At 62.9% G+C, this 22,858-nt stretch carries 21 protein-coding genes and 1 riboswitch; of the genes, 8 read left to right on the plus strand and 13 right to left on the minus strand.

The window, feature by feature from the left end; all coding sequences use genetic code 11:
* The 6 genes from PV760_RS20700 to PV760_RS20725 form a co-directional block, all read right to left on the minus strand.
* Positions 1-496, minus strand: a 496-nt coding sequence (locus PV760_RS20700; protein ID WP_354628595.1) for a serine dehydratase beta chain, incomplete at its 3' end; no start/stop codon positions are given.
* 273 nt (positions 497-769) lie between these two features.
* On the minus strand, positions 770-2,089 hold the full coding sequence (gene glyA / locus PV760_RS20705; RefSeq protein WP_064723820.1) for a serine hydroxymethyltransferase: 1,320 nt from the start codon (positions 2,087-2,089) through the stop codon (positions 770-772).
* Positions 2,086-2,469 (minus strand): glycine cleavage system protein GcvH, encoded by a 384-nt coding sequence (gcvH, locus tag PV760_RS20710; protein ID WP_018780328.1) that lies wholly within the window; start codon positions 2,467-2,469, stop codon positions 2,086-2,088. The genes glyA and gcvH overlap by 4 nt, the downstream gene beginning before the upstream one ends.
* 84 nt (positions 2,470-2,553) lie before the next feature.
* Positions 2,554-3,687 carry a glycine cleavage system aminomethyltransferase GcvT gene (gene gcvT / locus PV760_RS20715; protein WP_354628596.1) on the minus strand — a complete coding sequence of 378 codons (1,134 nt, stop codon included), beginning with the start codon at positions 3,685-3,687 and terminating at the stop codon, positions 2,554-2,556.
* A gap of 11 nt (positions 3,688-3,698) precedes the next feature.
* On the minus strand, positions 3,699-6,545 hold the full coding sequence (gene gcvP, locus PV760_RS20720) for an aminomethyl-transferring glycine dehydrogenase (RefSeq protein ID WP_354628597.1): 2,847 nt from the start codon (positions 6,543-6,545) through the stop codon (positions 3,699-3,701).
* Positions 6,546-6,693: 148 nt separating this feature from the next.
* A riboswitch (glycine riboswitch) is annotated at positions 6,694-6,792 on the minus strand.
* Between the two features lie 74 nt (positions 6,793-6,866).
* Positions 6,867-8,360, minus strand: a complete 1,494-nt coding sequence (locus PV760_RS20725; protein ID WP_354628598.1) for a PucR family transcriptional regulator — start codon at positions 8,358-8,360, stop codon at positions 6,867-6,869.
* Between the two features lie 169 nt (positions 8,361-8,529).
* Between PV760_RS20725 and PV760_RS20730 the strand changes: the two genes are divergently transcribed.
* From PV760_RS20730 to PV760_RS20750, 5 genes are all read left to right on the plus strand, one after another.
* Positions 8,530-9,912, plus strand: coding sequence for an MFS transporter (locus PV760_RS20730; protein WP_039243388.1), 1,383 nt, complete (start codon positions 8,530-8,532; stop codon positions 9,910-9,912).
* Positions 9,909-10,904 carry an agmatinase gene (gene speB, locus PV760_RS20735; RefSeq protein WP_018780333.1) on the plus strand — a complete coding sequence of 332 codons (996 nt, stop codon included), beginning with the start codon at positions 9,909-9,911 and terminating at the stop codon, positions 10,902-10,904. The genes PV760_RS20730 and speB overlap by 4 nt, the downstream gene beginning before the upstream one ends.
* A gap of 132 nt (positions 10,905-11,036) precedes the next feature.
* Positions 11,037-11,483, plus strand: coding sequence for a large conductance mechanosensitive channel protein MscL (gene mscL / locus PV760_RS20740; RefSeq protein WP_055973364.1), 447 nt, complete (start codon positions 11,037-11,039; stop codon positions 11,481-11,483).
* A gap of 208 nt (positions 11,484-11,691) precedes the next feature.
* Positions 11,692-12,567 (plus strand): amino acid-binding protein, encoded by an 876-nt coding sequence (locus PV760_RS20745; RefSeq protein WP_354628599.1) that lies wholly within the window; start codon positions 11,692-11,694, stop codon positions 12,565-12,567.
* Positions 12,568-12,667: 100 nt separating this feature from the next.
* Positions 12,668-13,282, plus strand: coding sequence for a hypothetical protein (locus PV760_RS20750; protein WP_064723814.1), 615 nt, complete (start codon positions 12,668-12,670; stop codon positions 13,280-13,282).
* 139 nt (positions 13,283-13,421) lie between these two features.
* Here PV760_RS20750 and PV760_RS20755 read toward each other — a convergent pair whose 3' ends face one another.
* From PV760_RS20755 to PV760_RS20775, 5 genes are all read right to left on the minus strand, one after another.
* The gene (locus PV760_RS20755) at positions 13,422-13,769 is read right to left on the minus strand and encodes a hypothetical protein (protein ID WP_354628600.1); all 348 of its coding nucleotides are present in this window, start codon (positions 13,767-13,769) and stop codon (positions 13,422-13,424) included.
* Positions 13,770-13,906: 137 nt separating this feature from the next.
* Complete coding sequence (locus tag PV760_RS20760) at positions 13,907-14,077, minus strand: hypothetical protein (RefSeq protein WP_018780338.1); 171 nt, start codon at positions 14,075-14,077, stop codon at positions 13,907-13,909.
* Positions 14,078-14,271: 194 nt separating this feature from the next.
* Positions 14,272-15,645 carry an NAD(P)(+) transhydrogenase (Re/Si-specific) subunit beta gene (locus PV760_RS20765; RefSeq protein WP_039243396.1) on the minus strand — a complete coding sequence of 458 codons (1,374 nt, stop codon included), beginning with the start codon at positions 15,643-15,645 and terminating at the stop codon, positions 14,272-14,274.
* The gene (locus PV760_RS20770; RefSeq protein ID WP_055973351.1) at positions 15,642-15,974 is read right to left on the minus strand and encodes an NAD(P) transhydrogenase subunit alpha part 2; all 333 of its coding nucleotides are present in this window, start codon (positions 15,972-15,974) and stop codon (positions 15,642-15,644) included. The genes PV760_RS20765 and PV760_RS20770 overlap by 4 nt, the downstream gene beginning before the upstream one ends.
* Positions 15,974-17,170: a Re/Si-specific NAD(P)(+) transhydrogenase subunit alpha gene (locus PV760_RS20775; RefSeq protein ID WP_354628601.1), complete on the minus strand. Its 1,197-nt coding sequence runs from the start codon at positions 17,168-17,170 to the stop codon at positions 15,974-15,976. Before PV760_RS20775 ends, PV760_RS20770 begins: the two co-directional genes overlap by 1 nt.
* A gap of 185 nt (positions 17,171-17,355) precedes the next feature.
* Here PV760_RS20775 and PV760_RS20780 point away from each other — a divergent pair, with 185 nt between their 5' ends.
* Positions 17,356-17,967, plus strand: a complete 612-nt coding sequence (locus tag PV760_RS20780; RefSeq protein WP_354628602.1) for an NADPH-dependent FMN reductase — start codon at positions 17,356-17,358, stop codon at positions 17,965-17,967.
* Positions 17,968-18,495: 528 nt separating this feature from the next.
* On the opposite strand, the gene PV760_RS20785 is transcribed toward PV760_RS20780, so the two are convergent.
* Both PV760_RS20785 and PV760_RS20790 read right to left on the minus strand, forming a co-directional pair.
* A complete protein-coding gene (locus tag PV760_RS20785; protein ID WP_354628603.1) occupies positions 18,496-19,560 on the minus strand; it encodes a CU044_5270 family protein in 1,065 nt (354 codons plus the stop codon).
* Positions 19,526-20,119: an RNA polymerase sigma factor gene (locus PV760_RS20790; protein ID WP_354628604.1), complete on the minus strand. Its 594-nt coding sequence runs from the start codon at positions 20,117-20,119 to the stop codon at positions 19,526-19,528. The genes PV760_RS20785 and PV760_RS20790 overlap by 35 nt, the downstream gene beginning before the upstream one ends.
* 926 nt (positions 20,120-21,045) lie before the next feature.
* Here PV760_RS20790 and PV760_RS20795 point away from each other — a divergent pair.
* Together PV760_RS20795 and PV760_RS20800 are read left to right on the plus strand one after the other, a co-directional pair.
* Positions 21,046-21,657, plus strand: a complete 612-nt coding sequence (locus tag PV760_RS20795; protein ID WP_354628605.1) for an RNA polymerase sigma factor — start codon at positions 21,046-21,048, stop codon at positions 21,655-21,657.
* A gap of 413 nt (positions 21,658-22,070) precedes the next feature.
* Positions 22,071-22,646, plus strand: a complete 576-nt coding sequence (locus tag PV760_RS20800) for a hypothetical protein (protein ID WP_354628606.1) — start codon at positions 22,071-22,073, stop codon at positions 22,644-22,646.
* Positions 22,647-22,858 lie beyond the last annotated feature (212 nt).

Here is a 22,858-nt window from a genome sequence, read left to right on the forward strand (position 1 = left end):
CCAACTCCTGCCGCGCAGCGTCCTCCTCACCCTCACGGACAATGAACCCACCACCAACCGAAAAGAACGTCGCCTCACGCACAGTGTTTCCCTCAGCATCAGCCACGGCGAACTTCATCCCATTCGTATGCCGCGGCAACACCGTCAACGGATGCAACACCATATCCTCCACCGCATACGGCAGGGGGACCTCACCGGCGAGGTTGAGCTTGCCTGTCTCCGCGATCGAGGCCAGCCGCTCCTCCACCTCATCGGGCAGGATCTCCTCGGGCTCGTAACCTTCCAGGCCCAGCAAGGTAGCCGTGAAGGTGCCATGCCCCTTGCCCGTGGCAGCCAAGGAGCCATAAAGATCAACACGGAGCCCGGCCACGGCAGGAAGCAAACCGGACTCACGCAGCTCACGGGCAAACACCGCCCCGGCCCGCATCGGCCCCACCGTGTGGGAACTCGACGGACCAATGCCCACAGAGAACAGATCGAAAACACCAACAGCCATAGCCGGGATCCCTTTCAGGGAAGAGTGAAACAAGACAAAGAATGTGGGGGCCGGGCCAATCCCGAGCCAAGGCTGCCCGGCCCCCGGAGGTCCCAGTGCGGACCTCCAACCCGGTCTTTATGTGGGCGCCCGTTCCCAAGCGACCGCCCACCCGGGAGATCAATGTGCCTACGCCGTGGAGCGCCTCGTCGGAAACGGGGTTCGCTGCGAAACATGCCGTTCGCACGGCACATTCCGCAGCGAGCCCACGAATCGGACGGCACAACCGAGTGGCTACCCGAGGTTCGCAACTCCCGGGTACAGCGGGTGCGCGGCAGCGAGTGCCTCAACACGGTGACGCAACCCGGTAAGGTCCGCATCGGCGTCGGCAATCAGTGCCTCGGCGATGATGTCAGCGACCTCACGGAAGGCCGCTTCCCCGAAGCCGCGCGTTGCCAGCGCAGGGGTGCCGATCCGCAGGCCTGAGGTGACCATGGGCGGGCGCGGGTCGAACGGGACGGCGTTGCGGTTGACGGTGATGTCGATCGCGGCGAGACGGTCCTCGGCCTGCTGGCCATCGAGTTCGCAGTTGCGCAGATCCACCAGGACCAGGTGCACGTCTGTTCCACCGGAAACCACGGAGATTCCCCTGGCAGCGACGTCGGGCTGGACCAGGCGTTCGGCCAGGATGCGGGAACCGGCCAGGACGCGTTCCTGGCGCTCACGGAACTCCTCCGAAGCGGCAATCTTGAACGCGACAGCCTTGCCCGCGATCACGTGCTCCAGCGGTCCGCCCTGCTGGCCCGGGAACACGGCCGAGTTGATCTTCTTGGCGATGTCGGCGTCGTTGGACAGGATGATTCCGCCGCGCGGACCGGCGAGGGTCTTGTGCGTGGTGGAGGTGGTGACGTGGGCGTGCGGGACCGGCGAAGGGTGCAGGCCGGCAGCCACCAGGCCGGCGAAGTGGGCCATGTCCACCATCAGGTAGGCGCCCACGGAGTCAGCGATCCGGCGGAACTCAGCGAAGTCCAGCTGCCGCGCATACGCGGACCAGCCGGCCACGATCAGTGCCGGTTTGTGCTCCTGGGCCAGGCGCTCCACCTCAGCCATGTCCACAGTGTGGGTGTCCTCGCGAACCCCGTACGGGACCACGTTGTAGAGCTTGCCAGAGAAGTTGATCCGCATGCCGTGCGTGAGGTGGCCACCGTGGGCAAGGTTCAGGCCCATGATGGTGTCGCCCGGCTTGATCAGCGCGTGCATCACGGAAGCGTTCGCCTGTGCGCCGGAGTGCGGCTGCACGTTCGCGTACTCGGCTCCGAACAATGCCTTGATGCGGTCAATGGCCAGCTGCTCAATGACGTCGACGTGTTCGCAGCCGCCGTAGTAGCGCTTGCCCGGGTAGCCCTCGGCGTACTTGTTGGTCAGCACTGAGCCCTGCGCCTGCATGACAGCCACGGCAGTGTGGTTCTCCGATGCGATCATTTCCAGGCCGTCGCGCTGGCGGCCCAGTTCGTCGTCGATCTTCGCGGCGATCTCGGGGTCCAGCTCGGAGAGCTGCGCGTCCAACGACGCCGACACAACCTGCTCGAATTCGGTCACGGCTGCCGGGTTCACAGTTCGCCTCCGTTGGCTGCTGCGTACTCTTCGGCCGACATGAGCGGACCTTCTTCGGTGGCGGCGACCTTGAACAGCCAGCCCTGGCCGTAGGGGTCGTTGTTGATCAGCGCGGGATCTCCGACAACGGCGTCGTTGATCTCGGTCACCTCACCCGTCACAGGCGAGTACAGATCCGATACCGACTTGGTGGACTCCACCTCGCCGCAGGTCTCCCCCGCGGTCACTGTGGAACCAACCTCGGGAAGGTCCACGTACACGATGTCGCCCAGGGCGTCAGCGGCGACGGCGGAGATCCCGATCCCCACCGGCCCGTCCCCGTCAGCGGCAACCCACTCGTGCTCGGCCGAGTACTTCAATTCAGCTACTACCTTGCTCATTCCAATTCCTTCTCTCTCTTCGAGTTTTTGTACAGTTGATGCCCTCAAAAGGGCCTCATAGGGGCGTTATGTGTACAAAAACTCTTATTTTTGGCGCTTGTAGAACGGCAGCGGCACCACTTCGAAAGGCTCCGCTTTGCCGCGCAGGTCAACTTCCACGATGGTGCCAACCGCTGAATGTTCGACGTCGACATAGGCCAACGCCACCGGGTAACCGAGCGTCGGGCTTGGCTGGCCCGAGGTCACCTCACCGATCAGGGAACCGTCCTTGAGGACGGAGTAGTGCGCACGGGCGGCACGACGGCCCGTGCCCTTGAGGCCCACGAGCTTCTGGCCGATGGTGGATCCCACGCCGGCAGCCTTGATCGCGGCGAGTGCTTCCTTGCCAACAAAGTCGCTTTCCTTGGCCAGGGAAACTACCGGGCCAAGACCTGCGGCGTAGGCGTTCACGTGGCGGGAGAGTTCGTTGCCGTAGAGGGGCATTCCGGCTTCGAGGCGCAAGGAGTCGCGGGCGGCAAGGCCGGCGGGGATGAGTCCGTGGCCTTCGCCTGCTTCCAGGAGCGCTTCCCACAGACCGGGGGCGTCAACGTTCGGGATGTAGATCTCGAAGCCGTCTTCCCCGGTGTAACCCGTGCGGGCCAACAGCAGGTCCTGGGTGCCGCCGTCGAACGTGATGGAAACCTCCACCGCCGCGTAGTACTTCAGTTCCGTCACCAAGGAGCGCTGCTCGGCGTGTACCAGTTTCAGCAGGATGGCCTCGGCGTTTGGGCCCTGCACGGCAACCAGGGACGTCTCGGCGGAGGCGTCTTCAACCAGCACATCGAAGCCGGCTGCCCGCTCCTTCAGTGCCGCCGCAACCACCTTGGCGTTGCCCGCATTGGGGACCACCAGGAAGTTATCGTCAGCGCGACGGTACGTAATGAGGTCGTCGATGATGCCGCCGTCGGCGTTGCAAATCAGCGAGTACTTGGCCTTGCCCACCGCAATCGCGGACAGCTTGCCCGCCAGGGCGTAGTCCAGGAACGCTGCGGCGTCGGGGCCGGTGACCCAGACTTCGCCCATATGGGAGAGGTCGAACAGGCCTGCGGACTTGCGGACCGCGTGGTGCTCGGCGAGTTCGGACTCGTACTTGAGGGGCATCTGCCAGCCGCCGAAATCCGTGAAGGAAGCGCCGGCTTTTTTGTGCTGCTCATACAGGGCTGTGTAGTTCTCAGTCATCTCAGGAGTCCTTAGTTTTCGAAGTCCGTAAGGGGCGGGCAGGAGCACACCAGGTTGCGGTCGCCCGCGGCACCGTCAATGCGGCCTACCGGCGGGAAGTACTTGTCCTGCTTGAGGTGGTGGACCGGGAAGGCGGCCTGCTCACGCGGGTAGTCGCGGGCCCAATCGGAACTGACGACGGCGGCAGCCGTGTGCGGCGCGTTGCGCAGCGGCGACTTCTCAACAGTGAAATCACCGTTGGCCACCTGCTCGATTTCGGCACGGATGGTGATCATGGCTTCGATGAAGCGGTCGATCTCGGCCAGGTCCTCGGACTCGGTGGGTTCCACCATCAAGGTTCCCGCCACAGGGAAGGCCAGCGTGGGCGCGTGGAATCCGAAGTCGATGAGGCGCTTGGCTACGTCCTCAGCGGTGACGCCGGTCTTCGCGGTCAGCTCGCGGAGGTCCAGGATGCACTCGTGAGCCACAAGTCCGCCTTCACCTGTGTAGAGCACCGGGAAGTGCTCATCCAACCTGGAGGCAACATAGTTCGCGGCCAGCAGGGCGGACTTGGTGGCTTCGGTCAGGCCCTGGCCGCCCATGAGCTTCACGTACGCCCAGGAGATCGGCAGAACGCCGGCGGAACCATAACGGGAGGCCGAAATCGCGACGCCGCCTTCGGCAGAATCACTGTTCGCGTCGCCGGGCATGAACGGCGCCAGGTGTGCCTTGGCTGCGACCGGACCAACGCCCGGTCCACCACCGCCGTGCGGGATGCAGAAGGTCTTGTGCAGGTTCAGGTGCGAGACATCGCCACCGAACTTGCCCGGCTGGGCCAAGCCAACCAGCGCGTTGAGGTTGGCGCCGTCAACGTACACCTGGCCACCGGCCTCGTGGATGGCATCGCAGACTTCGCGGACGTCGGCGTCGTACACACCGTGCGTGGACGGGTACGTGATCATGATGCAGGAGAGCGCGTCCTTGTTGGCCTCGATCTTGGCCTTCAGGTCGTCGTGGTCGATCGTGCCATCGGATGCCGTCGCCACGACGACAACCTTCATTCCGGCCAGCACCGCGGAGGCAGCGTTCGTGCCGTGGGCCGAGGCCGGGATGAGGCAGACGTTGCGCTGCTCATCGCCACGGGACAGGTGGTAGCCGCGGATCGCCAGGAGCCCGGCAAGCTCACCCTGGGAGCCGGCGTTCGGCTGGATGGAGACCTGGTCGTAGCCGGTGATCTCGGTGAGGTCGGCTTCCAGGTCCTCGATCAGTTCGCGCCAACCGGCCGTCTGGTGGTCCGGAGCGAACGGGTGGATCGAAGCGAACTCCGGCCAGGAAATGGCTTCCATCTCGGCAGTGGCGTTGAGCTTCATGGTGCACGAGCCCAGCGGGATCATGGTGCGGTCCAGCGCGAGGTCCCGATCGGACAGCTTGCGGATATAGCGCAACAGCTGCGTCTCGGAACGATGCGTGTTGAACACCGGGTGCTGCAGGAAATCAGAGGTGCGGACTACGGATTCGGGCAGTTCGAACCCGGAGGCGTCCCCCACCGGACCGGCACCAAAGGCGACGGCTACCGCGGAGAGGACTTCCGGCGTCGTGGTTTCATCAACCGAAACCCCCACGGTGTCGGCGTCGATGATCCGCAGGTTGATGCCGCGGGCTTCGGCGGCGGCGATGACCTTGTCCGCCTTGCCGGGGACGCGGACCGTGAGGGTGTCGAAGAAGGAGTCGGCAACGAGCTCGCGACCAGCCTTCTGCAGCGCAGTGGCAAGGGTGCGGGCGTGGCCGTGGACGGTTTCGGCGATCGCCTTCAGGCCTTCAGGGCCGTGGTATACGGCGTACATCGAAGCGACGATCGCGAGCAATGCCTGTGCCGTGCAGATGTTGGAGGTGGCCTTTTCGCGGCGGATGTGCTGCTCGCGGGTCTGCAGCGCGAGGCGGTAGGCGGGGACGCCGGCGTTGTCCTTGGAGACACCGACGATGCGGCCCGGGAGCGTCCGCTCCATGCCTTCACGCACGGCCATGTAGGCCGCGTGCGGGCCGCCGAAGAACAGCGGAACACCGAAGCGCTGCGCAGTTCCGACGGCGACGTCGGCACCTTGTTCGCCCGGGGGCGTGATGAGGGTGAGCGCCAGCAAATCCGCGGCCACGGTGACCAGTGCGCCGCGTTCCTTCGCGTCGGAAATGACGCCGGAGTGGTCGAAAACCCGGCCCGAAGCACCAGGCTGCTGGAGGACGACGCCGTTGATGTCGCCGTCGGGCAGACCGGCGGAGAGGTCCGCGACCTCTACCTCGAAGCCCAACGCCTCAGCGCGGCCCTTCACGATGGCGATGGTCTGCGGAAGGAGGTCGGCGTCCAGGACAGTCTTGCCATCCTTGGCCGTCTTGTTCTTGTTGGCCCGGCGCATCAACAGCACGGCTTCGGCCACGGCGGTGGCTTCATCCAGCAGGGAAGCGTTCGCCACGGGAAGGCCGGTGAGATCCTGCACCATGGTCTGGAAGTTGAGGAGCGCTTCGAGGCGGCCCTGGGAAATTTCCGGCTGGTACGGCGTGTAGGCCGTGTACCACGCGGGAGCTTCCAGGATGTTGCGGCGGATGACCGGGGGCGTGACGGTGTCGTAGTAGCCCTGGCCGATCATCTGGACCGCGGTCTTGTTCTTGGATGCGAGCTTCCGCAGTTCGGCGAGGACCTGCACCTCGGTGAGGGCATCCTGCAGTTTCAGGGCCGTGTCCTGGCGGATGGAATCGGGGACGGCTACGTCCACCAGGCCGTCGACAGAGTCGTAGCCGATGGCCTTGAGCATGGTGTCAACGTCGGCCTGGCGCCGGGCGCCGATGTGCCGGTCCGCGAAAGCGGTGGGGGTTGATTGAACAGTCAAGAGGAACTCCATGATTCAGGCGCCCACTGAGCGCCACGATGATGTGGGTTCCTCCCCGCTCTGTATTGGACCTGAGAGATTCCGCAGGAATGGTTGCCTGCTTGCACCGTCGGTGAGCCCGGTTACCCGAACTGCTTTCCAGAGTTGCCTAACCGCGGCGGTACATGGGCCTGAGAGATTCCTGGGGAGGATTTGCTCCTACGGCGCCTGACTGGATGTACCGGCAGGACTCTCCCGCCGCAGATCAAAAGCGTTGCGTCACGCGAGTGACACGCTTCACACCATAGCGCGGGGTTTCGCAAAAGTGCAAGCAAGCGGCCCCTACCCGTGCATGGCCTCGTGGATCTGAAGGGCGAACCAGAGCTGGGCCACCGTGGAGGTTTCACCCATGTCCAGGCCCGTCAGCTCACCGATTTTCCGGATCCGGTAGATGATGGTTTGCCGGTGCGTGAACAGGGTTGCCGCCGTCTTTTGCCAGGACCGCTGCGAGTCCAAATACGTCCGCAACGTGACAATGAGATCGCCTTCCTGGCTCTGCTCGTAGTCGAAAACCGGCCCCAGGAGCCGCCGGACCAACGCGGTCCCTTCCTCGAAACTGGTCAGGCCCAACCAGGACGGGCCCTGGGCATAACGGGCCAAAGCCAGCTTGTTGGCGCGGGCGGAACCAAGCGCCCAGAGGGATTCCTGCAGTGCGCGTTGGATATTCGCAACGGCTGCCGGCGCACTTATCCCGATCGCGGCATCCACACCGGCGCAATGCACCAGGACGTCGTCGGGCACGTCGGCCGGGACCACCACATGGAACCTGTTGTTCCGCTTCAACGACGCCGACGCAACCCCGTGCCGCCACAGTTCGATGTGCACGTTGGCCAGCCTGTCGCCGTCGTCCGCTGAGATCGAGGCGACCACGAAGCCCTGTGCCGGAACCTCGAAAGCTGCCAGCCTGCTTTCCATGTCCGCCGTGCCGAGCCGGCCGTCGAAGGCCTGGAGCAGGAACTCGCCCGCTAGGCGGTGCCTGCCTTCCAGCGACAGGACGATGCGGGAAAGCTGCAGTCCCAGCACGGTGGCGGCGTGCAGGAGCACGACGGCGTCCGGGTGCGGTTCGGCGTTGGGCAACACCACCAAAAGCGCATTCGCGTGGGTGGGGATATCCATGGTCAGGACGTGCCTGCCCCGAACGCGGTGCCACTGGAAATTCTTCCCCGCCAACGACACCTGCCCCGACGACGGCGCCCAGGCATCAGCGAGGAACTCCGGGAGTGCCTTCCCATCGGGGTGCCAGGGATGGAGGCAGCGGCGATCCACGACGAACAGGTCCGCGTCCAACTCGGTCGCCAGCCGCTGAACGAGGCTCTGCCAATGGTCCTCGGAGGCACCTGCGGTGCGGAGCAGATCATAGACGCGCGCCGTCTGCCGGAGCCGACGCGACTCTTCGAGCAGCGAGGACTCCGCAACCGACCTGGCGATCGCGATGAACGGCAACGGATACGGAATGTTGACCAGGGGCAAGGGGAGCCGATCGCACGCCGCCAGGAATTCCGCGGTCAGGGTCGGCGCGTGCATCTTCTCTCCGATGGCCAGGGCGCTGGCACCGCTGTCCATCAGGGCCTCCGCGAGCGCCACTTGCCCGTCTGCGTCGGCGGGAATCGAGAGACCATTGGTCATCATGAGTTCGCCGCCCGTGACCCACTCCCAGAGCCGGGGCAGGTCCGAGGTGTGAGCCCAGGTGATGCGGTTATCCATTCCTGCCGAGCCGGCCAGGATTGTCAGGCCCAGCTGCGGTTCGGCGACGAGTTCAGCGACGGTGATTGCCATGCCTTGGCCTCCCGGGGTGTGCCGGATGGTCGCCAGCACCGTTTAGACAAATGTATATGCAACTTAATCATTTGTAGTCGATCTACGGATAGTCGGAGTGACGCCGGTCACCCAAGAATTGAATGACTACTTCCCCGCTCCCCAAGAGCACTCACGAGAGAGGGTTGCAATGAGCGCAACAAGCAACCTCATTGACGATGCCCCACTGACCGCGTTCCACAAAAAGCTGACGTTCTTCGCCTCCGGCGGTCCGTTCATCGATGGCTACGCGTTGTCGATCATCGGAATCGCCCTGATCACAATGACCCCCGGACTGCAGCTGAGTACCGGGGAAATTGGACTGATCGGTGCCGCCAGCCTGGTAGGCATCTTCTTCGGCGGCGCCGTCTTCGGGTGGCTCACGGACAAGATCGGCCGCCACAAAATGTATATTGCCGACCTCATAGCGCTGGCCGTCTTCTCGCTGCTGAACGGCTTTGCCACTGAGGTCTGGCAAGTAGTCCTGTGCAGGTTCTTCCTGGGGATGGCCATCGGCGCCGACTACCCCATCGCCACGTCGCTCCTGGCAGAGTTCCTGCCCAAGAAGCACCGCGGCCGCCTGCTTGGGGCCACCTTTGTGGTCTGGGCTGTTGGCGCAGCGGTCGCCTACGCCGTCGGATTCCTGCTCCGCGACATGGGACCGGACGCTTGGCGCTGGATGGTCGCCAGCCCGGCGATCTTCGCCATCATCACCCTGCTGTGCCGGCTCGGGACACCTGAGTCGCCACGCTGGCTGCTGTCACGTGGTCGCCGTGAGGAGGCTGATGCAGTCATCAAGAAGGTCTACGGACAGCAGTATGGGCTGGCTGATATCGCTTCCGACAGCGAGGGACCGGCGAAGCAAGGCAGGTTCCTGGACATTTTCCGGGGCCAGTTCTGGAAGCGGACGTTGTTTGTTTCCATTTTCTGGACAGCCCAGGTGATCCCACTCTTTGCTGTGTACACCTTCGCCCCTGACCTTCTGGCATCCTTCGGAATGCACGGAGACGCCAACCTCTACGGAGGATCGTTCTTGATTTCCATGTTGTTTGTTGTCGGTGGCATCCCCGGACTGTGGCTGGTGGAAAGAATCGGCCGACGCCGGCTGCTTCTCTGGAGCTTCGGGGTCATCGTGGTGGCCTTGGCCATCCCGGCTTTCATTCCCGACGTCCAGGCCGCGCCGTTGTTCATCGCCTTGGCCGTATTCGCTTTGGCTTCCGGCGCCTCCAGCTTCCTCGAAGTCGTCTACCCCAACGAACTCTTTCCCACCGAAGTGCGGGCAACGGCAGTGGGTTTTGGTACCGCCATCAGCCGCATCGGATCTGCCGCCAGCACTTACCTGATGCCCATCGCAATAGTGAGCTTCGGCGCCGCCGGTTCCCTGCTCATCGGCGCCGTGATCTCCCTGGTCGGTTTGGTGGCGACCTTCCTGCTCGCGCCGGAAACGGCCAACAAATCCCTTTCAGAACTCACCTCCCGTAAGAATCCGGGCACCCCGGAGCCGAATAAAGTAACCGAAGGATCCCTGTCATGACCACTCACCAGCCCGTCGGACCAGTCGATGCCACCAAGGTTCCCCGCTTCGCAGGATTGGGTACCTTTGCCCGTCTGCCGCAGATTGACCGCGTCCCCGACTACGACATTGCCATTGTCGGCGTACCGTTCGACGGCGGTACCTCCTACCGCCCAGGGGCCCGGTTTGGTCCGGCCGCAGTCCGCGAAGCCTCCCGCCTCCTGCGCCCTGGTTACCACCCGGAGCTGGATGTGGAGCCAGTCAACGAAGTCCAGGTCGTGGATGCAGGGGATATCGCCTGCACTCCTTATGACATCGCCCGTGCCATCCGCGAGATCGAGGAGCAAGCCCGTCCGCTGATCAGCCAGGACAGGAAACTCATCTCCATCGGCGGCGACCACACCATCGCGCTCCCCATGTTGCAGGCGCTCAACAAAGTGCACGGACCAGTGGCTCTACTCCATTTCGATGCCCACCTGGACACCTGGGACACGTACTTCGACCAGCCGGTCACGCACGGAACCATCTTCCGGAGGGCGTTCGAGGAGGGCTTGCTGTTGGAAGACAAGTCGATGCACGTGGGTATCCGTGGTCCTGTGTATGACCGCAACGACTTCCTGCGCGACCACGAGTTCGGTTTCCAAATCATTCGCTGCTCGGACCTGGATGTCATAGGCGTCCCGGCGGCGATCGACCAGGTCAGGCAGCGGTTGGGCGACACCCCCGTCTACGTTTCCATCGACATCGACGTCCTGGACCCGTCCTACGCACCCGGCACCGGCACCCCGGAGATGGGTGGTCTGCATTCCCGGGAGCTCCTGGCACTGCTCCGCGGACTCAACGGCATCAACATCGTGGGCGCCGACGTCGTAGAAGTGGCACCGGCGTATGACCATGCCGACATCACCAGTGTTGCCGCAGCAACTGTGGTGTTTGACCTCTTGGCCCTGATGGTCAACCGGGGAAAGGGCGCCAGCGTGTCAGGCTTCGAACTCGAAGAAGCTACAGCCTGATCCTCAGGGGCGCCGTCCCGCACTGAGTGGGGGTCAAGTTTCCTCCCTGGTCACTTGACCCCCACTGGAAACACCGGAATGGTAGTTTGATTCCTGCTGAGGCAGACAACGCACCCAACCGGAGGACCATCCATGTTTAAGGGTTTCAAGGACTTCATACTTCGCGGAAACGTGATCGAACTGGCTATCGCTGTCGTTATCGGCAGTGCATTCACCGCACTCGTCGGAGCTTTCACCAACCACATCATCAACCCGGTGATCGCCGCCGCCGGCGGCATGAACGCCGAAGGCCTGGGCTTCAAGATCTGGGAAAACAACCCCGCTACCTTTGTCGATTTCGGCGCCGTGCTGACCGCACTCGTGACCTTCGTGATCACCGCGGCCGTGGTCTACTTCATCTTCGTGGCACCCATGAACAAGATCAACTCACTGGTCAAGGACCGCCTCTCCACCGAGGAGCCCGAGGAAGAGCCGCTTCCGGCCGACACCGCGCTGCTTGCCGAGATCCGCGACCTCTTGAAGGATGCAGCCGCCGCCCGCGGAAATGCCCGGGACTTGGACGACGACTCCATCCGCTAGGAAAGCCCGCCGCACATCCCTGTTGTTGCGGCCTTTCCCGTTTGGCCAAGTAGAGCCCGGCACTACCCCTGAGGGAGTGCCGGGCTTTACTTTTGTCCGCCCCGATACATGGGCCACTCACCGGGCAGGAACAGCCGGCTACCCGGAAGTAGCCGGAACGTGACGCACCAGCAACGGGTTCGAAACAGGCGCGGGGCAGCATGAAACCATGAAGCGCAACCCGAGGACCCCCGTTACCGCGGACCTGCTGTGCGATGTCTGCGGCCAACTGCCCGAACCGCCCAAGGCCAGGCTGACCCTGGCCAACATCGCGGTCATGCTTCCCATTGAACTTCTGGTCCATGCAGCGGTGGTGGAAACCCATCTTCCCTACCTGGCCAAGGTCCTGCTGCTCACCGTGACCGCGACCGTCCTGGTGATCTGGGTTGCCGAGCCCTCCGCCGCGAAGGTCCTCAGGCGCTGGTTGCACGCCCCGGCACTCCGCCACCGGCACAAGCTGAACATGGCGCCTGCCCTGTGGCGGGCGCGGACCCTCGTGCTGGACCAACCCGGATCCCTACAGAGGATCACCCAGTCACTCGCCCGCTTGGAGACCAACATCCTGAGCATCCATGTTCATCCGATGGGAGGCGCCGGGCCGGACGGCAGCGTCATGGACGAGTTCGTCCTCTCGGCCCCGGGCGAGGTCACCGAGGTTGAACTGCTGAAGGCCTTGGACGACGGCGGCGGGCGTGGGTCCCAGGTCTGGCCGACCACGGCGCTGGCCATGGCCGACGGACAAACCAGGGCCCTGAGCCTGGCCGCCCGGGTGGCCGGAAATCCTGCCGAGCTCCCACACGCCGTGGCTGAGCTGCTGTCCGCAAAAGTAGTGCCCAACAGTCCGGAACGTCGGCCACCCGGGGCCGCGACCGCCGTCGTGGGTTCCACGGATGTGCTGAAGGTTCCCACCGCTTGGCATGGTCCACTCGTGTTCTCCCGCCCGGGCGAGCCGTTCACTCCGGCCGAATCCGCGAGGGCCCATCGCTTGGCTGAACTGGCCGAAATCCTGGCTTACGGCCCTGCCCCCACCCCGGCGAGGGACTGACGGTATCCCGGTCGCCTGCAGGATTCGTGTCGTGAGGCACTCCTGGACTTCCAACGTGCGAATATTTGTCCACCATTCGCATCTTTCCCATGGGGGACCTTTGTCTGAAAACACTCACTCCGGCACGCCCGAAACTGCCGGGAACAACACCAACACACCCGAACCGCAGTACGGCGTACGGCTTCCCGAAGGGACCGGCCCGGACGTTCCGGCATGGCACCCGGAAGCCCAACACATCCAAGCAATCTACGGCCAACCCATCTCTGTTACTCCCCGCGAAGACGTGGGACGCGGAGCCCTGTTTGCACTGGCTGCCCTGCCCATCGGCGTTATCTTGTGGATGGCCATATGGAGCCTCGGGTGGATGTCCTCCCTGGTGACATTTGCCGCCGCCGTCATGGCCGCCAAATTCTACGTAGCTGGCGCGGGAGCCCTGAGCCGAAAAGGCGTGTGGATCGTCGTCGGCGTAACTGTGGTGACGGCACTGTCGTCATTCGTCGGTGGCGTGTGGCTCGACGTTGTCCAGTTCCTCGGCCGCGAGCCCCTGGCCATGGTCATGAATTCCGAACCTTGGGCCCTGATGGCCGACAACCTCGCATACAACCCGGAGTTCATCAGCGGATACATGAAGGACTTCCTGCTCGCGCTGCTCTTCGGTGCCCTTGGATGCTTCTTCACCCTGCGCCAGATGTTTACCGCAACCAAGGCCTCCTAGGACGGGCGGCGGCTGATTCCGCTGCGTTCCTTCCCCGTTGCTTCTCCGGCGTCACCGCGTTTTTCATTCGACACGCGGTGTCCCTTGGGTCTGGCATGGAGCAACCGGGGAGGAACGCGGGGTCGGCCCCCGCGGTGGGTTAGTCGCCGTCGATCTTCTCCAGCAATTTGCCCAGAGCATCACGGATGTCGTCGTAGTCGTATTGGCCCGCCCTGCTCTCCGCCGAGATCACTGCACAGCGGTGGACCTTCTTGAAGTCACCGATCGGGAACTTGTAATGTCCCTTTTGGTCATCCGGATGCTCGTCGTCCACGCCGAGAAACCACTTTGAGTATTCGGCATGTCCGTGTTTGTCCAGGAACGAGTTTTCATCCCCGCTGGAAGGGGCATGCTCGCTCCAGTCGTCCCTGGTGTCTTTCACGGCCTTGCCATCGCGGATCAAGTGCTTCGCGTTCTCGAATGCCTTCTTGTTGAGTTTCACGGTCATGGCTCATCCTCGTTCATGGTGCGATCGGAAAGGACAGGTTACTTCCTATCGTTCACCTTAGGACGCGGACCCCGAGTCGAAAAGACCCCCTGCCGCCAGCAAGCCGGGGCCCGGACCTTGGGGAAGGAAGCGAACCCCTATTTGAGAATGCGGACCTTGACGGCCACACCGCGTTCCTTCATCACCAACCGCCGGCCAATGGGGCCTTTCTGGCGGAGCCACAGGACGCTGCCATCGAACGTCACCGCATCCACGACTCCCTCGTCCACCACTTCCTTGCCGCTCAGGACCTGGACAGTTTGACCCACGAGTGACCTCCAGTCGGACACCCGTCTGCCCCCTGATCGATCAAAGCTGACCCCGAACAGCGAATCTTTCGCACCCTGTTTCAACCGACGACTCCTCGCGTCCTCTACAAACCCTGTACAGGAGGTGTGCTGCCACAGCTCAGTCCATGACGCGATTCCCGGCCAAATTAATCCATGCCCACAACTTAATGACGCTACAGTGCCTTTACGGCGCCGAGTACCTTGGTCAACGAGTCCTTGGCATCACCAAACAACAGCGTGGTCTGGGGTTCGTAGAGAAGTTCGTTCTCAATCCCTGCGAACCCGGGGCGCATGGAGCGTTTGAGGAACACCACCTGCCGTGCGTCAGCAACCTCCAGGATGGGCATCCCGTAAATCGGTGAACCGGCGGTGGTCTTCGCGGCGGGGTTCACGACGTCGTTGGCGCCTACTACCAAGGCGACGTCCGCGGTCTTGAATTCGGAGTTGATCTCGCTCATTTCCTTGAGGGACTCATAAGGAACATTGGCCTCCGCCAGCAGGACATTCATGTGTCCGGGCATGCGCCCGGCGACGGGGTGGATGGCGAAGTCCACTTCGATTCCGCGCGATTCCAGGGCCAGCGCCAATTCAGCCGCCGTGTGCTGCCCTTGAGCCACCGCGAGGCCGTAGCCGGGGACGATGATCACCCGTTGCGCGTACCCGAGCAGGACCGCCACGTCCTCGGCACTGGACGAACGCACCGGCCGCTCACTCACAGCGGTGGATCCGGCCGTGGACCCGCCTTTGAAGGCGCCGAACATAATGCCGGCAACACTGCGTCCCATCGCCGCCGCCATGGCCCGCGTGAGGATGGTGCCCGACGCCCCAACCAAGGTACCGGCCACCAAAAGCAGCACGTTCCCCAGCACCAGTCCGGACGCAGCTACGGCCAAACCCGTAAACGCGTTCAACAGGGAGATGACGATCGGGACATCGGCCCCACCTACCGGGAGCACCAGAAGGACGCCGGCAACGAGGCCAAGAACCAGGAGGATCAACGCCAACAGCAGCGAACCGTTCAGGATCACTGCAACGCCAGCACCCACTGCCGCCAGCAGCACCAGGGCCATGAGCGCAGGAAGCCCGGGGAAGGTCACAGGCCGGGTGGTCATGAGGCCTTGGAGTTTCGCAAAGGTCACACCCGAGCCGGCAAACGAGACTGCCCCCACCAGCAAGGTGAACACAATCGCCAGGCGGACCCAGGAGTCGCCAGTGTGGGAAAGCTCCAGCAAGGCAACCAAGGCCGCAGCGCCACCGCCCACGCCGTTGAAAAGAGCCACCAACTGCGGCATCTGCGTCATTTGCACCTTGCGGGCAACCGGAGCGGCCACTCCGGCACCAACGGCAACAGCTCCCAGTATCCAGGGCACGTTATCCAGCTTCACCGAAACAAACACGGTCACCACGGCCAGGAGGGCTCCGACTGCCCCGATCAGGTTTCCCCGCCGGGCCGTGCGCGGCGAGTTCAGGCCTTTGAGGGCAAGGATGAAACAGGCTGCTGCCGCAAGATACAGGAGTGCCGTCCAGGTGGGATTCAACAGTGTCACGGGCGGCGCTCCTCAGCCGCACCTGCTGCGGCGTCGGCTTTCGACGGCGGCCGCTGCCTTCCCCGGAACATCTCCAGCATCCGGTCGGTCACCACGAAACCGCCCACGAGGTTGGCTGTGGCCAGGACGACAGCGAGCAGGGCGACCGCCAACACCCAGGGATCGCCTGCTTGGCCCGCCACGATGATGGCCCCCACCAGGATGATGCCGTGAATGGCGTTCGCACCCGACATCAGGGGCGTGTGCAGGGTGCTGGAGACTTTGGAAACAACCTCAAAGCCCACGAACACGGCCAGCACAGTGATTGTCAGCAGGCTCATGCCGTCCATCAGCGCCCTCCTTCGGTCCCGGGGTGGATACTTCCAAAGGGTGCTTCCCCGCCCGCGAGCGCGGTGAGTGCTTCCGCCGTGGGTGCGTGCCGGACCGTGCCTTCGTGGGTGAGGCAGGTCCCGGCCACCACTTCGTCCTCGAAGTCCGGGGAAACCACGCCATCCCGGGTCATCAACGCCAGCAGGTTGGCCACGTTCTTGGCATACAAGCGGGAGGCATCTGCGGGCATCGCCGAGGCCACATCCTTCATTCCCACCAGGGTTACTGTGCCTTGGCCGTCTCCGGTGGGGATGGAAATGTCCTGCCCGGGAATGCTTCCCTCCACGTTCCCGCCCGATTCTGCGGCGAGGTCCACCACCACGGATCCCGGCCTCATGCCCTGCACCATGTCGCGGCTGACCAGCAGGGGCGCCCGCCTGCCCGGAACCGCAGCAGTAGTAATCAGCACATCGGCCTGTGCCACGTGCGGTGCCAGAAGCGCCCGTTGAAGCGCTCCCCTGTCCTCGCTGAGCTCCCGCGCGTATCCCCCGGAGGCCTCTGCTGTCTCGAGGTCCAGCTTGATGAACGTTCCGCCCATGGAGGAAACCTCATCTGCTGACGCCGGCCGGATGTCGTTGGCAGAGACCCTGGCGCCTAGCCTTTTGGCTGTGCCGATGGCCTGCAGCCCGGCCACCCCTGCCCCCAGCACCAGAACGCGGGCCGGAGGGATGGTTCCGGCCGCAGTCATGTACAGCGGGAAGAACCGAGGCAGCCGCATAGCGGCCTCCAGCACACAGCGGTAGCCCGCCACGAGCGCCTGGGAGGTCAGTGCGTCCATGGATTGGGCACGTGAAATGCGCGGTACGAGTTCCAATGCAAAAGCGGTGATTCCGCCGGCCGCGAGCGCCCTGACGGTAGGCAACTCCGACGACGGCGACCCCAGGCCCACGGTGACGCAACCCCGGCGGAGGGCTCCCGCCGTCGACGGTTCCATGGGACGGACGTGGCAGTAGACGTCCAGCGATCCGAGGTCCAACGACCCCACCACGGACGCTCCTGCGCTGCGGTAGTCGTCGTCGCTGTGGCCGGAGGCGAGCCCCGCGCCGGATTCAACGTCCACCGCCAGGCCGAGGCCCACTAGTTGCTTGATTGTTTCCGGCGTGGCTGCCACCCGCCGCTCGCCGTCGAGCGCTTCGCGTGCTATGCCTGCTTTCACCCGCCACCCCTCTTCCGGAACGCTCCAGAAACCAGTTGGCATGAGTCTATGACCGGGAGGGTCCGGGCGGGAGTAGGGGGCTGCGCTATGTGAACAAGTCCACTAGTGTCGGTTGAGTCGGGTCAACCCGCCACCACACCGTCGACGAGCCGGTTCCGGCCGCGCCGTCGGAAAGGAACGCCGCTATGGACACCTTCAAAATCGGCTATTTCGTTGGAAGCCTGGCCAGCAATTCCATCAACAGGGTCCTCTCCAAAGCGCTGATCAGCGTCGCACCCCCGGAACTCGAATTCCATGAAATCGCGATCAAGGATCTTCCCCTCTACAGCTCTGACTACGATGCCGACTTCCCGCCCGCGGGCCGGGAGTTGAAGGATGCCATCGCGGCGTCGGACGGGATCCTGTTTGTCTCCCCCGAATACAACCGTTCCATCCCGGGCGCCTTGAAGAACGCCATCGACTGGGGCTCGCGCCCCTGGGGCACCAACTCGTTCGCACGGAAACCCACCGGAATCATCGGCGCTTCGCCCGGTGGCATCGGCACCGCAGTGATGCAGTCATCCATGCGCAGCGTTCTGAGCTTCCTGGACGCGCCGCAGCTGAATGCGCCCGAGGCGTACATCCGCTTCGTGGCAGACGCGTACGACGACGACGGTTCCGTTAAGGACGAAGTGACCGCCGCGCTGTTGCGCCACTATATGGAGGAGTACAGCGCGTTCGTTCAACGTGTCCTGGCAGCCAACGCGCCGGGTCACATCGGCGACCCGGAACCGGATTCGGCCAAGCTCACGCGTTAGCCGTATTGGCGAGGGGCGGGTGCCGCTCTTCCGGGCGCGGCACCCCTGGGACCACGAGGAAAGGTCGATCTCTAACAAATCAACGTACTGGCTGACCCTCAGCGGCCTCCTGGCTACGTCGGTCCCTCGGATCTGCAGATCGGTGTTCTATTCAGCTAGCCTGACTCGGGCGTATCCCGGGCGCGCCATCAGTTCTCCGTCTTATCAGAGGACCAATGTTGACGATTCCGAAAACACCTCTGTAGGACACTTTGTTTGGACAAGAGACGTGTCGGAAATCCACGAGCCGGCATGGTCCTATGAACGACCTGCTCGAAAAGAACGCTGTACATGCCGCCAGCAAAGTGCGACCTGCTGCCCTCCGGTTGACGGCATAGCCCGCATGGAATCGTGAGTTCGTTAGTGCCCGCTGAAGGATCCTCTATCGGACGCTCGCGATTCTTGACAAAGAGCGAGCCATCTCGAGGGCCGGCTAGCCGTTCAACTTTAAACAGCGGCCGGCACGGCGCATCACTCCCTTTCAGGGGGTTAGGGAGCTGCGTCCACGACGGAGCTTTTCACTGAGGTCCAGTCGGCGGCTGTGTTGGCGGGAATCCCGGCCTCATCGACAAGGAACATCGTGCGCTCCCCAATCATTTGGCCGTTGGCCGGATCGATGATGATGTCTTCCCTGAATTTTCCATCGGCCCAGTAGACGCCCAAGGCCACTCCCTGCCTCCCATCGAGGGTCGCCTGTTTGTCCGCGACTACGACACCGGGAATCAAAGCTGCCGCCTTGTACAGTGCGGCTCGTAAGTCAGCCGGAATGACACCGGTCCGAAGTGCTGAAGCTATCGAGGTCAGAGCCTCGCTCTCCGGCGACGGGCCTTTGCCCTTGGTTCTGTCGTAGATCAGATCCAGAAGTTCTTGCGGGTCACGTGGGAAGGAATCAATGGCCTCGACGAGGGGTGTCCCAAGGATCTGTTCAGGACTGCCGCCGTAGAAGGCACCGGCCTGGCCGCGGATAATGCCCTCAAGCTGAGGACCGTCGGAGTTCGCATTGCTCGGCGGGACGGTTTGTCGTTGGGCTTCTGCCCGGGCTTCTTCGCTGAAGAACGTCGTCGGAATCCGTGGCTCCCGGTTCCAGACCCATTCGCCGGACAAGTCAGCGGGTATGTAGACCTGACCACCCGTGCTATCGAGCCACGAGACCGCTGTGCCGTCTTCTCTTGCGACAGTTGAGGCGTAGACAGCCTTTGTATCCACTTTCAGGTACTGTCCGGGTCCTACGACCGGGTCGGAGGCCTGAATAGTCGCCAGGGCTGCATTGTTCAGGACTTCGGCAGCTTCGGCCGTCGCTCCGGGTGTGGGCCTGACAACATCGGCCACGACAATTCCGCCAACGAGGACGGCAGCGGCCGCCGATGCCAGCAAGACACGGCGCCGGAAGCGGATCTGCCTAACGTTGCTTTCTGCCGGGATTTCGCCCCGGGCCGACGTCGCGGGCGCCTGGCCGACTCCGGCCATGACTTTTTCCCTGCCACGGGCCAAGGTCGCCGGCGGTGCCGAGCCGATGTCGCTACGCATTTCGCGGAGCAGCTGCAAGTCGTCCATGGTCCTTCTCCGTTTCATCAAGTGTCAGGTTGAGCTGGGTTCGAAGTGCGCGGCGGGCACGGTTCAGGCGTGACCGCACCGTGCCAACGGGAACTTCCATCGCCAGGGCGATGCCTTCATAGGTCAGGTCAGCCCACGCGTAGAGCAGCAGCGTTTCGCGGTCGATGGCGGCCATGCCCTTGAGGGTCTTGGCGATGCGTCCGGCGGCAACGGCGGCGTCCACTTGGTCGGCTATCCGGTCCGTATCGTCTGCCATGGCCTCCCGGGATGAAGCCCTCGCCGCGGTTTTTAGTACTTTCGCTTCGGCACGGTGGTGGCGTCGGAGCAGATTGGTGGTTATCCCGAACAGCCAGGGCCGAGCATCATCCCGGGCGAGGTCGTAGCTTTCGAGTTGTTCCCAGGCGACCAGAAAGGTTTCGGATGTGACGTCCTCAGCGACGAAGTCGCCTGCCCTTCTGGCTGCGTATCTATAGATGATTGACGCGTGTCTGTCGTACAACTCCCCGAAAGCTTCGGGGCTGTCCCGAGACCGCCTGATGATGTCGTTATCTGTGCTCACACTATGTATTGCCCGCTGGCCGCAAAAGGGTTCACGGAGCGGCCTTCCCGATGCCGAATGGACTACACCGAAGAGTACTCCGCCGAGGCCCGCATTCGGCGAATAATTCCACATCGGACGCTATGAGGCGTCCGAAGAGCCACCGCCTTACGGACGACTGCGATGGCGTCAGAGTTGTCCAAGAGAACGGAAACGAGAAGAGGCCCGATCACCCTAGTCAACAAGTTCCTGCCAGCTGACAGGCGACATTTCGAGGGTCCTTCGTCGTGACGCCGGAAGCATGCGCAGAATACACTAAGCCGCTGATTGGGGAAACTGGGGAAGACAACTACTAGGCGGGTCAGGCAAGCCTTGAGTTCAACTTCAGCATGATAATGAACGCGACACTGTTTATCGTCCTAAGTCGCAAGTATTGCCGCCCTCTGCCTAGCGATTGGTCAATCTGCTAAGGGGACACATGTCGGAATCGGGCCTAGCCACAAAGTCAGATCTAATGCGGAATTGACGGTTCACCAGCGCAACACCTACCACCTCGCCGTCGATAATGGCGAGGAATGAGTCACGCCGCCAAGCACTCTCGACGTAATTGACGACGGCTTCTCCGATGGCGAACCAATCCGGTAAAGAACGCAAGATCCGATCTACTGCGGCGGGGTCCTGACGGCGATCGATCTCTACGACGGGCATGAACCGAGTACATCACAGCCAACATTCAGCGGCTGCCCGTTCAGGGATCGGCGGATTCCAGCGGGCAATCGATTCAGTGCCCGTTTGACCGAGCCCCGGTGAGTCACTGGGCTTATGGACGTCACTCACCTGCCAGCCGACGCAGCACCCTCAGAGGCATGGTGAAACCATGCATTTGACCTCTTTGAACTTTTTCCTCAAATCATGGAACCAACGTGGGTGACCGGACACTATGAGGTATGGGTGAGGATTTGGATGTCTCGGACGAAGCCTTGTGGCATCAAGTTGTTAATGGAAACGGTGATGCATTTGGGGAGCTTTTCGATCGCCATTACGACAGGGTCTGGCGGCACGCTTTAGGAGTTCTGAGAATCCCACACGTGGCCGAAGACGTCGTGGCTGTGGTCTTTTATGAGGCGTGGCGCCGCCGAGCCAACATCCGGATAGTCAACGAATCCATCCTGCCCTGGTTGCTGATAACCACAAACAACACGCTTTGTAACCACGTCCGCCAGCAACGGCGCTACAGGCAATTCCTCAACCAGCTGCCACCACCAGAGGACTCAGCCGATATCGCCGACAGCATCGCTGATGCTGACGAACTCCAGCTCCAAGCTTCTGCCCTCCGGGAAGCATTCGCACGGCTCAGAACGCCGGAACGGGACGTTCTTACCCTGTGCGTTGTGGAAGGCATGGGAGCAAAAGCGGCGGGTGCCGCACTCGGCATTGCGGATGGAACAGTAAAATCCCGCCTCCACCGCGCTAAGTCAAGACTCGGAACCCTGTACGACCAGGTCATACATGAAGCAGAACCTCAAACACAGACGACTCTCGGAGGGAGAACATCATGAGCACACGCCAGTTCCAAACTGACCGGCGGGACGCTTTGCGTAAGCAGCTCGTCGAGCTGCCCACGCTGGCCGGCGCCGAGAATCCGCTCCATTACAAGCCGGGGCAAACGGCGCCCGCCAGCCGCCCGAATCGAGATTCCCGTTTTCCGTTACAAGACAATTCGGCCTCTCGTCCCAGAATTGCCAGGCGTGTCCTACTCGGGGCCGCGGCGGCGGTTGTCGGCACCCTTGTTGCAGGACAGATCAGTGTCTCTGCCCAAAGCGCCCACGCCGCCGATGTTCTCAGGGCCACGGCAGCACAGACAATGACGTTTGTAGATCCGGTCGCCGGACCCGGCCAATATCTGCTGGTCCACACACATGCCAATTGGCGTTTCTCCAGCCAGGACGCTTCTGGCAACATCAGCGCGGGCATGAACGCACAAACGATTGACGTCTACGTCCCGGGCGACCGTAACGAGGACTGGGTGCTCGACCGTGACTGGGGAGACATCGGCCCGGCCCCGGTGGCTGACGAGGTGATCCGGGCTAAAGACGGACACTTTTACGGAAGCCCCTGGACACCGCTCAATGACGAAGAGCTCAAAGCCCTGCCGCGGGACGGGCAGGCGTTGTACGACCACTTCAACGCCCAGTATCAAGGCGGTTCCGCCTCCAGGGACGAGAACAACTTTGTCCGAATCACCGATCTCCTCAGGCAGGGTCTCGTCCCCGCCGACCTCCGATCCGGGCTCTACGACGCTTTGGCCCTGATCCCGGGCGTGACCGCCACTGAACAAACGAACTTTGACGGCAAAATCGGCATAGCCATTGGCCGAACCGAACCTCTCCGTGCAGGAGAAAGGGCAGAAATAATCATTGACCCGGACACAGGCCTAGTCATCGGCGAACGGACAATCATGACGGTGGCAGCCTTCGGTTTCGGCTCCAACGACATCGTCGGCCACACAGCCATCGACTACCGAATCGTGGAGGAAGCACCTCGATAAAAAGGGATGACAAACCCTGACCCTCCCCGTCTCCGTCCTCTTGCGGGTGACGCTTCACGGCGAGACGACTAAGCGACAGCCCTTGGCGCGCGGAAATGCTGAGTAGCTGGCGTGACGGCCGCAGCTACAGCACTGCCTCAGGAAGCATTTGTTTTTTCGAGACACCACAGTGTCCGCCTCAGGCGTCGACCGGAAAATAGTTCACCCAGCGT

The organism is Paenarthrobacter sp. CC6, from assembly GCF_040560085.1.
GTDB lineage: Bacteria > Actinomycetota > Actinomycetes > Actinomycetales > Micrococcaceae > Arthrobacter > Arthrobacter nicotinovorans.

What these genes read in the sequence shown, in the direction of transcription:
- gcvH (WP_018780328.1), bottom strand. Translation starts at nt 2,469, where the DNA reads ATGAGCAAGGTAGTAGCTGAATTGAAGTACTCGGCCGAGCACGAGTGG.
- gcvT (WP_354628596.1), bottom strand. Translation starts at nt 3,687, where the DNA reads ATGACTGAGAACTACACAGCCCTGTATGAGCAGCACAAAAAAGCCGGC.
- PV760_RS20725 (WP_354628598.1), bottom strand. Translation starts at nt 8,360, where the DNA reads ATGGCAATCACCGTCGCTGAACTCGTCGCCGAACCGCAGCTGGGCCTG.
- PV760_RS20730 (WP_039243388.1), top strand. Translation starts at nt 8,530, where the DNA reads ATGAGCGCAACAAGCAACCTCATTGACGATGCCCCACTGACCGCGTTC.
- speB (WP_018780333.1), top strand. Translation starts at nt 9,909, where the DNA reads ATGACCACTCACCAGCCCGTCGGACCAGTCGATGCCACCAAGGTTCCC.
- mscL (WP_055973364.1), top strand. Translation starts at nt 11,037, where the DNA reads ATGTTTAAGGGTTTCAAGGACTTCATACTTCGCGGAAACGTGATCGAA.
- PV760_RS20745 (WP_354628599.1), top strand. Translation starts at nt 11,692, where the DNA reads ATGAAGCGCAACCCGAGGACCCCCGTTACCGCGGACCTGCTGTGCGAT.
- PV760_RS20755 (WP_354628600.1), bottom strand. Translation starts at nt 13,769, where the DNA reads ATGACCGTGAAACTCAACAAGAAGGCATTCGAGAACGCGAAGCACTTG.
- PV760_RS20770 (WP_055973351.1), bottom strand. Translation starts at nt 15,974, where the DNA reads ATGGACGGCATGAGCCTGCTGACAATCACTGTGCTGGCCGTGTTCGTG.
- PV760_RS20780 (WP_354628602.1), top strand. Translation starts at nt 17,356, where the DNA reads ATGGACACCTTCAAAATCGGCTATTTCGTTGGAAGCCTGGCCAGCAAT.
- PV760_RS20785 (WP_354628603.1), bottom strand. Translation starts at nt 19,560, where the DNA reads ATGGACGACTTGCAGCTGCTCCGCGAAATGCGTAGCGACATCGGCTCG.
- PV760_RS20795 (WP_354628605.1), top strand. Translation starts at nt 21,046, where the DNA reads ATGGGTGAGGATTTGGATGTCTCGGACGAAGCCTTGTGGCATCAAGTT.
- PV760_RS20800 (WP_354628606.1), top strand. Translation starts at nt 22,071, where the DNA reads ATGAACGCACAAACGATTGACGTCTACGTCCCGGGCGACCGTAACGAG.